This is a genomic window from Thermus sp. (assembly GCF_037444525.1).
Lineage (GTDB): Bacteria > Deinococcota > Deinococci > Deinococcales > Thermaceae > Thermus.
Genome location: NZ_JBBIMD010000069.1, coordinates 1 through 11414, shown reverse-complemented (window position 1 = coordinate 11414; position 11414 = coordinate 1). Strand labels below are relative to the sequence as shown.

Genomic DNA, 11414 nt, shown 5'->3' with positions numbered 1-11414 from the left:
GGGCGGAGCGGAGGTTGAAGGGTTTTGCCGAGGTGCAGGAGGTGTTGGAAGGGATGCTTCGGGAAAGGTATGCCCCCCGTACACAGACGCTTACACATAAATCTTGACACGACCGATCCTTCCTTTGCGTGACTCAACGCAGGTGCCCCTTAAGCCCCACGTGGTTCCTTATCGGGTGAGGGGGATTGCCTGGGGCAAGCGCAACGAGGAGGAGGCGGAAACCATCGTCGCCCTGATCCAGGCCATGACCCGGCACCCCCTTTACGACGGAAAGACCATCGGGGTCATCTCCATGGTGGGGGAGGAGCAGGCCCTTTGGATCGATCGGCTTCTTCGCGAGCGGATGAGCGCCCAGGAGCTTTTGCAGCGACGCCTTCTTTGTGGTACCCCAGCCCAGTTCCAGGGCGATGAGCGGGATGTGGTGCTCCTATCCTTGGTGGATAGCCCTAATCCCGATGGCCGCCCGTTGCCCATGCGGCAGGACGACCGGTTTAAGCAACGGTTTAACGTGGCCGCCAGCCGGGCCCGGGACCAGCTTTGGGTGGTGTACTCCCTTGACCCTTCCTTGGACTTGCAGGAGGGGGATTTGCGTAGGCGCCTTATTGAGTATGCGCTTCACCATGAAGAGATCTTGGCCCAGGCGCTGGGCGAGATGGGGAAAACGGAGTCCCCCTTTGAGCGGGAGGTGTTCCTGTACCTGGCCCAGGCCGGGTACCGCGTGCGCGCGCAGGTACCTGCAGGGCGTTACCGGATAGACCTGGTGGTGGAGGGGAATGGACAAAGGGTGGCCATTGAGTGCGATGGGGAGCGTTGGCATCCCATAGAGCGTATAGAAGAGGATCTGGAACGTCAGGCCATCCTGGAGCGGATGGGTTGGCGGTTCATCCGGATCCGGGGTTCGGAGTTCTTCCGGGATCCGGAAGCCACCATGCGCCGCGTGTTTGCCAACCTGGAGCGCATGGGCATCGCCCCCGGTTCTGCTCCCCATGGACCAGGAGATCCGCCGCAGCCGAGTGCACCTTTGGCGGAAGAGGTCATCCGCATGGCCCAAGAGATCCTCCAGGATCGCCGGGGCGTTTGGGCCTGACCGTCCCAGATTGGATCCAAGCTTCCTGGCGTTGAGAAAACCCTTTTCTGGGGCCTCCGCTGAGGCGAAAGCTTCGGCGGGGTACTTAGCCTGGGGCCTTTTCCAGGGCCAGGTAGGCCAGGGCCCGCTCCGCCGCCTTCTTCCCCGAGCGCACCACCTCGGGGAGGCCCACCCCCTCTAGGTAGTTCCCCGCTAGGAACACCCCGGGGGCCTTAAGGAGGGCCATCCCGAGCCGTTCAAGCCGCTCCAGGTGCCCCACCCGGTAGGCGGGCATCCCCTCGGGGAAGCGGAAGGCCCAGGCCCGGTGGACCTTGGGCCTAAGGCCCAGGAAGCGGGCCAGGTCCTCCAGGGCCATGCGGATGAGGTCGGCCTCCCCCAAGCGGGCCTCCTCTCCGGAGAGGTAGGCCCTGACCAGGCTGTAGCCCTCCGGGGCCCTTCCCGGCCACTTCCGGTGGACCCAGGTGAAGCCCCGGACCCTATACCCCTCCCCCTTGGCCATGAGGAGGCCGTGGCCGGAAAGGGGAAGCTCCTCCTGGAAGGCCAGGCTCACCGTGGCCGCGGGGACGTGGGGGATGCCCTTGAGGAGGGCGGTGGCCTCGGGGAGGAAGGGCCTGAGGAGGATGGCCGCCTGGGGGGCCGGGGTGGCCAGGACCACCGCCTCCGCCTCCAGGAAGCCCCTTGGGGTGTGGACCCGGTAGCGGCTTCCCAGGGCCTCGAGGCCCAGGGCCGGGGTGCCGAGGAGGACCCTTTCTGCAAGGGCCTCAGCCATCCTCCCCGTAAGGGCGGAAAGCCCCCCTTGGAAGGAGAAGAAGAGGCTTCCCCCCTCCCGGCTCCCCCTGGCCTTCCGGGCCCGCATGGCCCCCAGGATGAGGCTCCGGTGCCTCCTCTCCAGCTCTAAAAGCTGGGGGAAGGCCGCCCGCATGGAGAGCTCGTCGGGCTCCCCCCCGTAGATCCCCCCGCTCAAGGGGGCCACCAGGGCCTGGTAGACCTCCGGGCCAAGGCGCCTTTCCACGAAGGCCCTAAGGCCCTCGTCTGGGGCGCTACCCCGGGGGAGGAAGAGGTCCCAAAGGGCCCTTAGCTTCCCCGAAAAAGAGAGGAGGGGGGTTTTGGCCAGGGCCTTGAGGTCCCCGGGCACCACCTGGAGAAGGCCTTCGGGCAGGGGGTGGGCCTTGCCCTTCCGCAGGATGTAGGCCGAGGGCTTGGCGGGGAGGGTAACCATGGGCTCCAGGCCAAACCGCGCTGCAAGCTCCAGGACCTCCCTCTTGTAGCGCACGCTGGCGTCCGGGCCCCCCTCCAGGAGAAAGCCCTCCTGGCGGTGGGTGCGCACCTTGCCCCCAAGCCGCAAGGCCCCTTCCAGGAGGAGGACCTCGGCTCCGGCCTCCTTCAGGGCCAGGGCGGCGGAGAGCCCCGCCCAGCCTCCCCCCACCACTACGACCTGAGCCACGCCGCCTCCACCAGGTCCTTGAGGACCTGGATGTAGTCCAAATCCGCGTTAAGGCTCCGGGTGCGGAGGAGCCTTAGGCCCACCTCCTTGGCCGTGGTTTGGGCCTCGAGGTCCAGGTCGTAGAAGACCTCCAGGTGGTCCGCGGGGAAGCCCACCGCGGTCACCACCACCTCCTCGTAGCCCTCTTCCTTAAGGGCCCTCAGGTGCTCGTTGATGTCGGGGCCAAGCCAAGGCTCTGGGGTGCGCCCTGCGGACTGGTAGGCCACGCTGTAGCGGGGAAGGCCCAGGCGCTTGGCGATGAGCTCCGCCGTCCTTTCCACCTGCCTCGGGTAGGGGTCTCCCCGCTCCACCGCGGCCACGGGGATGGAGTGGGCGGTAAAGACGAAGGCCGCCTTCCTCGGCTCCCTCAGCCTCCAGATGGCCTCCTCCATCCTCCTCGCGTAGCAGGCGATGAGCCCGGGGTGGTCCTCGTAGCTTTCCACCCAGATCATCTCTATGGGGTCGGGGAGGCCCTTTAGAGCCTGCTCCACCTTCTCCTTGTATTCGGCCACGCTCCTTAGGGAGTAGTGGGGGGCGGCCACGATGGCCACCGCCCGCCGCACCCCGTCCTCATGCATGGCCGCCACCGCCTCCCCGATGGAGGGGAGCCAGTGCTTGGTGCCCACGTAGACCCGGGCCGGCCCCTGGGGCGCGCGGGGGGGGAAGGGCCCCTGGAGGCGGCGGGGGTAGGGGGGGGCCTCGAGGTTCAGGAGGGCCTGGAGGCGGATGGCCTGGACCAGGGTGATCTCGTTCAGGGGGCTTTTGCCGATGGCCTCGTACCGGTCCTGTAGCTCCTTCAGGAGCTCCTCTGGGGGCTTTTTGCCCCGGCGGATGTCCGTGTAGTAGGGCTCCAGGTCCTCGGGGCCGTAAGGGGTGCCGTACGCCATCAGAAGGACGTTCATCTTCCCTCCTTTAGGAGTTCTACCACGTAGCGCACGCTTTCCTCTGGGGTCTTGGGCAGAATCCCATGCCCCAGGTTGAAGATATGCCCGGGGCGGCCTGCGTTTTCCTTTAGGATCCGCCCCACCTCCCGCCTCAGGACCTCCTTGGGGGCGAAGAGGAGGGCGGGGTCCAGGTTGCCCTGCACGGGGGTGGCCCCCAGGAGCTCCCGGGCCCAGGGGAGGGGGGTGTGGGGGTCCAGGCCTATGACCTCCCCCCCCGCCTCCTGCATGTCCTTAAGAAGGCCCATGGTGCCCACCCCGAAGTGGATGACCGGCCCCACGCCCTTTAGAAGCTGGAAAAGCCTTGCCATGTGGGGCTTCACGTAGCGGCGGTAGTCCGTTGGGGAGAGGGCCCCCACCCAGGAATCAAAGACCTGGAGGAGGTCGGCCCCCGCCTTCTTCTGGGCCAGGAGGTAGCGGGCCATGGCCTCGGTGAGCCGCTCCATTAGGCGGTGCCAAAGGGCCTCCTCCCGGTACATGAGGGCCTTCACCTCCAGGAAGTGCCGGCTTGGCCCCCCCTCCACCAGGTAGCTCGCCAGGGTAAAGGGGGCCCCGGCGAAGCCGATGAGGGGCACCGTGAGCACTTCCTTGAGGCGCCTTATGCTTTCCAGGACGAAAGGCACCGCCTCCTCCGGTTCCAGGGGCCTTAGGGCTTCCACATCCGCCGCGCTCCGGATGGGGCGGTGGATCACGGGTCCCTTCCCCTCCACCAGGCTCAGCTCCACCCCCATGCCGTAAAGGGGGGTGGTGATGTCCGCGAAGAGGATGGCCGCGTCCACCCCAAGCTCCCGCACGGGCAGGAGGGTGACCTCCACGCAAAGCTCCGGCTCCCGTACGATCTCCACCAGGCTGTAGCGCTCCCGGATACGGCGGTAGGAGGCCTGGTAGCGCCCCGCCTGGCGCATGAACCAGACCGGGGGGCGGGGGGTGGGCTCCCCCCGGGCGGCCTTGAGGATCAGGTCGTTCACGCCCCCATCCTACCCGAGGGTGGTAGCATGGGTCATGCGCCTTTTTCTAGCCCTTTTCCTCGCCTTGGGCTTGGCCTTCGCCCAAGAGGACGTGGTGGCCCAGGTGGGCCCCGAGGCCATCACCAAGGAGGCCTTTGAACTCCGCTACGGCCTATTCCTCAAGAGCGCCCTGACCCAGCTGGGCCTGCCCGACACCGAGGAGACCCGCGCCCTCCTCGCCCAGTACCGCGCCCCCTACCTCGAGGCCCTAGCCCAGGAGCGAGCCCTCCTCTTGAGGGCCAAGGCGGAAGGGCTTTTCCCTAAGGAAGAGGCCGTGGAGGCCCGCGTCCAGGAGCTTAGGGGGGCCTTCCCCAGCGAGGAGGCCTTCCTGGAGGCCTTGAAGGGGGCGGGCCTACCCGACCTCCCCACCTACCGCATCCTCTTGCGGGAGGCCCTGGCCCTGGAGGCCTTAGAGGCCCGCTACCGGGCCCGGCTTCGGGTTTCCCCTGCCGCCCTCCGTTTCCTCTATCACCTGGCCCCCCCGAGGAGGCCCGCCCTGGCCTGCGCCCGGCACATCCTGGTGCCCACCCTGGAGGAGGCCAAGGACCTCTTGGGCCAGCTTGCAGGAGGAGCCGCCTTCGCCGACTTGGCCCAGGCCCACTCCCAAGACCCCGGCTCCGCCCTCCAAGGGGGGGCCTTGGGGTGCGAGGCCAGGGGGGCCTATGTGCCCGCCTTTGACCAGGCCCTCTGGGCCCTGAGGCCGGGGGAGGTTTCTCCGCCGGTGCGCACGGAGTTCGGTTTCCACCTCATCCTTCTGGAGAAGCTCCTTCCCGCCGGGCGCGTCCCCCTGGAGGAGGTGGCGGAGGAGCTAAAGGCCCCCATCCTGGACCTGGTCTGGGAGAAGCTCAGCCGGGCCCTCATCCGCCCGTACCCTATCCGGATCTTTCCGGAAAGGTTATAAGGAGGGGCTCGTCCCCCGTGGGCCCCTGGGCTAGCCTTAAGGCTTCCCCGGGGGCGTAGATCCCGCTTTGCCCCTCAAAGGTGAGGCCCAGGATCCGCCCGTTCAGCATGGGGTTCAGGAGGAGCCTCAGGTTTTCCCGCCCAAGGAGGCGCTCCTTGGCGGAGGCGAGCCACACTTCCCCCTCCTTCCGGCTAGGGTCTTTGGGCCAGGGCCGGTCCCAGAGGGCGGGGTTGGCCGAGGGCTGGAGGAGGATTTCCGCTCCCAGGGCATCCAGCCGGGCCAGGTGGGCCTCAAAGAAGCCGTCCAGGCAGATGAGGACCCCCACCCGCCCGGCCCGGGTGGCCAAGAGGTGGGGGCCGAAGGCGCCCCGCTTCAGCCAGCGCTCGGGGGGGGTGAGCTCCATCTTGGGCACCTGGGCCAGGAGGCGGCCTTCAGGGTTAAAGAAGAGGGCCAGGTTCTGGAAAAGGGGGGTGCGGGGGAAAAGGCCCCGGGCAAGCTCCTCCTCGTAGGGGGGGGAGAGGAGGCTTCCCGCGAGGAGATAGGTGGAGAAGCGTCGGGCGGCCTCGGCCATGGTGTCCCGGAAGACCCTATAGGCCCGCCGGGCCCGCCGCCAGGGGCTTAGAGGGTCCTTTAGGAGCGCTTTGGGGTGGAAGTCCCCCTCGAGGTGGAGGAGGAGGGGCAGGCCGAAGAGCTCGGGAAAGGCGGCGAGGCGGGGAGGAGGGGTGCCCTCCAGGGGCCTTAGGAGGGTGAAGACCCTTTCCCGGAAGGCCTCCTCCGCCCGGTAGTCTTGGGGGCGGACCTCGGTCTGGAGGGCGAGCAGGGTGCGGAAGCCCATCTGGGTGGCCTTTCTTCAGGGCCCCTGCCGAAGCCTTTGCTTCGGCGGGGTGCTTAAACCACGCTGGCCCCACCGTCCACCGTGAGGACGGCCCCCGTGACGTAGTCCGAGGCGGGGCTTGCCAAAAAGAGCACCGCCCCCCCAAGCTCCCCGGGCTGTCCCGCCCGGCCTAGGGGGGTGAAGGCCCTGAGGAAGGCTTCCGCCTTGGGCAGGACCCTCTCCGTCATGCGGGTGGGGAAGAAACCGGGAGCCAGGGCGTTCACCCGGATGCCCCACCGGCCCCACTTGGCCGCGGTGTCCCGGGTAAGGGCGATGAGCCCCCCCTTGGAGGCGGAGTAGCCCACCGCGTCCAGGACCTCGGGGAACTCCCCCTTAAGCCCGGCCACGGAGGCGATGTGGACGATCTTGCCGTAGCCCCGCTCCTTCATCCTCCTGGCCGCAGCCCGGCTTGCCAGGAAGGCCCCCAAAAGGTTCACCTCCAGGACCTCCCGCACCTTTTCCGCGGGCATCTCCAGGGAGGGGGCGCCCCAGCTGATGCCGGCCGCGTTCACCAGGACGGTGAGGGGGCCCAGGGTTCGTTCCACCTCCTCCACCGCCCTTTCCACCTGGGCCTCGTCCCGCACGTCCCCCTCCAGGTAAAGGGCGTCCGGGAGGTGCTTTTTCGCTTCCTCAAAGAAGCTCGCCCGCCGGGCCATGACCGCCACCTGGGCCCCCGCCTCCCTTAGGGCCAAGGCGGCCTCGAGGCCAAGCCCCCTGGAGCCCCCGGTGACCAGGGCCACCTTCCCATCCAAGCGGAACTTTTCCAGAAACATCGGCTACTCTCCTTGGAACAAATCCTTGTATTGCTCCCGAAGGGCCCGCTTCAAGAACTTGCCCGCGCTGGTCCTCGGGATCTCCTCCACGAAGACGTAGGCGTCGGGGAGCTGCCACTTGGCGAAGCCCGCCTGGAGGAGGTGCTCGTTCAGCTCCTCGAGGGTGGGCCTCTCCTCCCGGGGCACCACCACGGCCAAGGGCCTTTCCTGCCACTTGGGGTGGGGGATGGCCACCACCGCGGCTTCCTTCACCTTGGGGTGGCCCATGAGGGCGTTTTCCAGGTCCACGCTGGAGATCCACTCTCCACCGGACTTGATGAGGTCTTTCAGCCGGTCCTTGATCTCCACGTAGCCCTCCTCGTCCCACACAGCCATGTCCCCGGTGCGGAACCAGCCGTCCTTTGTGAGGCCCATCCGGCTTGCCTCCTCATTCCGGTAGTAGCCCCCGGTGATCCACGGGCCCCTAAGCTGGATCTCCCCCATGGTCCGCCCGTCCTTGGGCACGGGCCGGCCCTCCTCGTCCGCCACCCTGAGGCGCACCAGGGGGATGGGGAGGCCGGTTTTGGCCTTGAGGGCGAGCGCTTCTTCCGGAGGAAGGTTTCCCAGGTGGCTTTTGGTGAAGTTCTGCACCACCACGGGGGAGGTCTCCGTAAGACCATAGCCCTGGCGCACCTCTATCCCCATGCGCTCAAAGCGCCCGATGAGGCTCTTGGGGGCGGCGCTTCCCCCCACCACCAGGCGCTTCAGGGTCTTCAGGCGGTGGCCCGTGGCCTCCAGGTGGTCCGCCAGGGCCAGCCACACCGTGGGCACCCCCGCGGTGAAGGTAACCCCCTCCCCATCCATGAGCTCCACCAGGGAGGCGGGGTCCAGCCTGGGCCCGGGCAGGACCTGCTTGGCCCCCACCATGGTGGCGGCGTAGGGGAGGCACCAGGCGTTCACGTGGAACATGGGGACCACCGGAAGGACCGCGTCCCCTTCCGAAAGAGCGGTGCCGTCTGTGAGGCTTGCCGCCAGGCTGTGGAGGACCAGGGCTCGGTGGCTGTAGACCACCCCCTTGGGCAGGCCCGTGGTCCCCGTGGTGTAGGCCATGCCGCAGGCCGCCCGCTCGGGGACCCGCACGGGTTCGGCCTCCTCCCCAAGGATCTCCTCGTAGCTCAGGTAGCCCTCGGGGGCCTTCTCGTCCATGACCACGAAGTGGGCCACGGTCTTGAGCTCGGGGCGGAGGGCCTCCACCAGGGGGAGGAGGCCCGGGTCAAAGAGGAGGACCTTGTCCTCCGCGTGGTTCAGGATGTAGGCGATCTCCTTGGGTGAGAGGCGAGGGTTTGCGGTGTGGAGCACCGCCCCCATGCCGGGCACGGCGAAGTAGGCCTCGAGGTGGCGGAAGTGGTTGAAGCCCAAGGTGGCCACCCGGTCCCCCACCCCCGCCCCGAGGGCCCTTAGGCCCCCCATGAGCCTCTTGGCCCGCCGGTGGACCTCGACGTAGGTGGTGCGGTGGACCTCCCCGGTGTGGAGGCGGGAGACCACCTCCTTCCGCCCGAAAAGCTCCGCCGCCCGCTCCAGGAAGTCCCAAAGGTTGAGCTCCTCTTCCATCATGGTGCTGGGGAACATGCCCACCTCCTTACGCTTTGGACCCAGTATACCGCCCTGCTTGTCCCTATTCCACCCGGTAGAAGACCCCCTTGGCAAAGGCCACCCGCTCCCCCTCCAGGAGGGCCTCCCCCGCGGCGTGGAGGAGGCGCTTCCCCGGGTGGACCACCCATCCCCGGGCCAGGAGGACCCCTTTCCGGACCGGCCTGAGGTAGCTCACGGACAGCTCCGCGGTGACCACCCGCACCCCTAGGCTTTCCACCGCCTGGCCTAAGGCGCTGTCCAGGAGGGTGGCCAGGATGCCCCCGTGGACCAGGCCCTGCCCCTGGAGGAACTCCTCCTGCACCGCTAGGGTAAACTCCGCCTCGCCCCCCTCCTTCTTCAGAACCTGGGCTCCAAACCAGTGGGCAAAGGGGCTCAAGCGGGCCTCCGCCGGACCATGGTCACGAACTCCCCCTCCTGGACCACCTCCCCCCGCTGGTTGAAGACCCGGACCCGCTGCACCAGGATGCCCCGGTCGGCCTTGGAGGTTTCCCGCTTCTCCAGGATCTCGCTTTCCCCATGGACCGTATCCCCGATGAAAACCGGCTTTAGGAAGCGGTAGTTCCGGATCTCCATCCAGGCGATGACCGTGCCCTCAAAGTGGCCGGAGCGCTGCCTTAGGCCGGTGAGCATGGAGAGCACCAAAAGCCCATGGGCGATGCGCTGGCCGAAGGGGGTTTCCTTGACGAACACCGCGTCGGTGTGGATGGGGTTGTAGTCCCCGGAGACCCCGGCGAAGTTCACCACGTCCGCCTCCGTGACCGTGCGGGCTGGGGTCTTGAAGGTCTGGCCCACCTGGAAGTCCTCAAAGTACATGGGCATGGCCCTCACCTCCTAGCTGAAGGCGCGGAGGCCGGTGAGTTCCGCGCCGATGATGAGCTTTTGGATCTCGTTGGTCCCCTCGTAGAGGGTGGCCACCCGGGCATCCCGGTAAAGCCTAGCCGCTTCGTACTCCTCAAAGAAGCCGTACCCCCCAAGGAGCTGGATGGCCCGATAGGCGTTGCGGTTCGCAGCCTCGCTGGCGAAGAGCTTGGCCAGGCTGGCCTCCAGGGTGTACCGTCTTCCCGAAAGCTTCTTGGCCGCGGCCTGGTAGGTGAGGAGCCTCGAGGCCTCCAGGTCTGCCTTCATCTCCGCCAAGGTGGCCTGGACCAGCTGGAAGCCGGCAAGGGGCTTCCCGAACTGCTTCCTCTCCTCCACGTGGGCTAGGGCGATCTCCAGGGCCTTTTGGCTGATCCCCACCGAGCCCGCGGCCAGGGAGATGCGGCCCGTGTCCAGGGTGGAAAGGGCGATTCTAAAGCCCATCCCCTCCTCCCCCAAGACGCGGTCCTTGGGCACCCAAACCCTGTCCAGGAAGACCATCCCCGTGTCCGCGGCCCTGAGGCCCAGCTTCCCCTTGAGGGGCGTGCTCTTCACCCCGTCCTTCCGCTCCACCAGGAAGGCGGTGATCCCCTTGGCCCCCTTCTCGGGGTCGGTCTTGGCGAAGACGAGGAAGACCTCGGCCACGTTGCCGTGGGAGATGAAGGTCTTCTGGCCCTCGAGGACATAGCCCTCCCCGTCCCAGTGGGCCCGCGTCCGGAGGCTTGCCGCGTCCGAGCCCGCCTCGGGCTCCGTGAGGCAAAACGCCCCCAAGACCTCCCCCCGAGCCAGGGGAGGGACGTACCGGGCCTTCTGTGCCTCGGTGCCGTAGGTGAGGAGGGGGGTGAGGACCAGGCTCTGCTGCACGGAGAGGATGGAGCGCAAGGAGCCGTACCCCCCCATCTCCTCCAAAAGGGCCAGGTAAGCCCAAAAGTCCAGCCCTGCCCCCCCAAGCCCCTCGGGAACGAAGACCCCGAAGAAGCCAAGCTCCGCCATCCGCCGTACCAGGGGCCAGGGGAAGGCCTCCTTGGCCTCGTACTCGGGGAGGACCCCCTTGGCCTCCTCCAAAAACCTCCGGGCCAGGGCCCGGATCTCCTTCCCTTCAGCTTCCTTCCACATGGAGCCCCCTATGGATGAGGTCAAAGTAGGCCCGCGCCACCTCCTCCGCCCGCATGGGGCCTCCGGGCTTGAACCAGCGGATCATCCAGTTGAGGAGGGAGAGCGCAGCCCGCCCCGCCAGGGCCACGTCCACCGGGCGGAAGACCCCCCTCTCTACGCCCCGGCGCAGGATGGCCCTGAGGTTTTCCTCGTGCCGGTCCCTGAGGGCCACGGTCTTGGCCCGGCCCTCGGGGGAGAGGCTTTGGATCCCCTGGAGCATGGCCACGAAGAAGGGGCGGTTCTCCTCAAAGTAGCGGGCGTGGGCGGTCATGAAGGCGAGGAGGGCCTCCTCGGGGTCTTCTACCCCCAGGGCTTTCTCCCCCGCCTGGACCAGGCCCTCCAGGGCGATGAGGCTGATCTCCAGGAGGATCTCCTCCTTGCTCCGGAAGTGGTGGTAAAGCGCGGCCTTGGAAAGCCCTAGGGCTTCGGCGATGTCCTGGACGCTCGTCGCCTCGTAGCCCCCCTCCGTGAAGAGCCGGGCGGCCTCCTCTAGGATGCGCGTGCGGGTATCCGTCACCATGCCTCACCGACCGGTCGGTAAGGACAGCCTAGCCTCAGCGCCGCCACCTGTCAAGGCCCTGTAGTTGGCCAGCACATTTGAGACTCTGTGGGGACCCCCTCCTCCTTGAGCTTAGCCAGGAACTCCAAGGGCGCAAGACCCCCCAAAGCCCGGTGCAGCCTCCGCCCGTTGTAGTAGTCCAAATAC

Annotated in this window: 12 protein-coding genes and 1 pseudogene; 2 read left to right on the top strand and 11 right to left on the bottom strand. The window is 67.6% G+C overall.

What is annotated here, in order from left to right; translation table 11 throughout:
- Nucleotides 1-175 precede the first annotated feature (175 nt).
- Nucleotides 176-1087 (top strand): AAA domain-containing protein, encoded by a 912-nt coding sequence (locus tag WKI94_RS10325; protein ID WP_337845653.1) that lies wholly within the window; start codon nt 176-178, stop codon nt 1085-1087.
- Between the two features lie 85 nt (nt 1088-1172).
- On the opposite strand, the gene hemG is transcribed toward WKI94_RS10325, so the two are convergent.
- Genes hemG through hemE form a run of 3 tightly spaced genes read right to left on the bottom strand, consistent with a single transcriptional unit; the run spans nt 1173 to nt 4479 of the window.
- A complete protein-coding gene (hemG, locus tag WKI94_RS10320; protein ID WP_337845652.1) occupies nt 1173-2531 on the bottom strand; it encodes a protoporphyrinogen oxidase in 1359 nt (452 codons plus the stop codon).
- Complete coding sequence (gene hemH / locus WKI94_RS10315) at nt 2516-3472, bottom strand: ferrochelatase (RefSeq protein WP_337845651.1); 957 nt, start codon at nt 3470-3472, stop codon at nt 2516-2518. The genes hemG and hemH overlap by 16 nt, the downstream gene beginning before the upstream one ends.
- Nucleotides 3469-4479, bottom strand: coding sequence for a uroporphyrinogen decarboxylase (hemE, locus tag WKI94_RS10310; RefSeq protein ID WP_337845650.1), 1011 nt, complete (start codon nt 4477-4479; stop codon nt 3469-3471). Before hemE ends, hemH begins: the two co-directional genes overlap by 4 nt.
- A gap of 34 nt (nt 4480-4513) precedes the next feature.
- Between hemE and WKI94_RS10305 the strand changes: the two genes are divergently transcribed.
- On the top strand, nt 4514-5419 hold the full coding sequence (locus tag WKI94_RS10305) for a peptidylprolyl isomerase (RefSeq protein WP_337845649.1): 906 nt from the start codon (nt 4514-4516) through the stop codon (nt 5417-5419).
- Here the strand turns inward: WKI94_RS10305 and WKI94_RS10300 are convergent.
- The 8 genes and pseudogenes from WKI94_RS10300 to WKI94_RS10265 all read right to left on the bottom strand — a co-directional run.
- On the bottom strand, nt 5391-6254 hold the full coding sequence (locus WKI94_RS10300; RefSeq protein ID WP_337845648.1) for a nitrilase-related carbon-nitrogen hydrolase: 864 nt from the start codon (nt 6252-6254) through the stop codon (nt 5391-5393). The two genes, WKI94_RS10305 and WKI94_RS10300, sit on opposite strands and share 29 nt — an antisense overlap.
- Nucleotides 6255-6307: 53 nt before the next feature.
- Entirely contained in the window at nt 6308-7066 is a 759-nt protein-coding gene (locus WKI94_RS10295) for an SDR family oxidoreductase (RefSeq protein ID WP_337845647.1), read from the bottom strand.
- A gap of 3 nt (nt 7067-7069) precedes the next feature.
- A complete protein-coding gene (locus tag WKI94_RS10290) occupies nt 7070-8674 on the bottom strand; it encodes a long-chain fatty acid--CoA ligase (RefSeq protein WP_337845646.1) in 1605 nt (534 codons plus the stop codon).
- Nucleotides 8675-8720: 46 nt separating this feature from the next.
- Nucleotides 8721-9074: a PaaI family thioesterase gene (locus WKI94_RS10285; protein WP_337845645.1), complete on the bottom strand. Its 354-nt coding sequence runs from the start codon at nt 9072-9074 to the stop codon at nt 8721-8723.
- Nucleotides 9071-9517 carry a MaoC/PaaZ C-terminal domain-containing protein gene (locus WKI94_RS10280; RefSeq protein ID WP_337845644.1) on the bottom strand — a complete coding sequence of 149 codons (447 nt, stop codon included), beginning with the start codon at nt 9515-9517 and terminating at the stop codon, nt 9071-9073. Before WKI94_RS10280 ends, WKI94_RS10285 begins: the two co-directional genes overlap by 4 nt.
- A gap of 12 nt (nt 9518-9529) precedes the next feature.
- Nucleotides 9530-10669: an acyl-CoA dehydrogenase family protein gene (locus WKI94_RS10275; protein ID WP_337845643.1), complete on the bottom strand. Its 1140-nt coding sequence runs from the start codon at nt 10667-10669 to the stop codon at nt 9530-9532.
- The gene (locus WKI94_RS10270; protein WP_337845642.1) at nt 10653-11228 is read right to left on the bottom strand and encodes a TetR/AcrR family transcriptional regulator; all 576 of its coding nucleotides are present in this window, start codon (nt 11226-11228) and stop codon (nt 10653-10655) included. The genes WKI94_RS10275 and WKI94_RS10270 overlap by 17 nt, the downstream gene beginning before the upstream one ends.
- Nucleotides 11229-11231: 3 nt before the next feature.
- A pseudogene (locus tag WKI94_RS10265) lies at nt 11232-11414 on the bottom strand (transposase); the annotation flags it as partial.

Bases quoted from the DNA above. Each gene is read 5' to 3' on its own strand.
- hemH (WP_337845651.1), bottom strand. From the start codon at position 3,472: ATGAACGTCCTTCTGATGGCGTACGGCACCCCTTACGGCCCCGAGGAC.
- WKI94_RS10305 (WP_337845649.1), top strand. From the start codon at position 4,514: ATGCGCCTTTTTCTAGCCCTTTTCCTCGCCTTGGGCTTGGCCTTCGCC.
- WKI94_RS10300 (WP_337845648.1), bottom strand. From the start codon at position 6,254: ATGGGCTTCCGCACCCTGCTCGCCCTCCAGACCGAGGTCCGCCCCCAA.
- WKI94_RS10295 (WP_337845647.1), bottom strand. From the start codon at position 7,066: ATGTTTCTGGAAAAGTTCCGCTTGGATGGGAAGGTGGCCCTGGTCACC.
- WKI94_RS10290 (WP_337845646.1), bottom strand. From the start codon at position 8,674: ATGTTCCCCAGCACCATGATGGAAGAGGAGCTCAACCTTTGGGACTTC.
- WKI94_RS10280 (WP_337845644.1), bottom strand. From the start codon at position 9,517: ATGCCCATGTACTTTGAGGACTTCCAGGTGGGCCAGACCTTCAAGACC.
- WKI94_RS10275 (WP_337845643.1), bottom strand. From the start codon at position 10,669: ATGTGGAAGGAAGCTGAAGGGAAGGAGATCCGGGCCCTGGCCCGGAGG.
- WKI94_RS10270 (WP_337845642.1), bottom strand. From the start codon at position 11,228: ATGGTGACGGATACCCGCACGCGCATCCTAGAGGAGGCCGCCCGGCTC.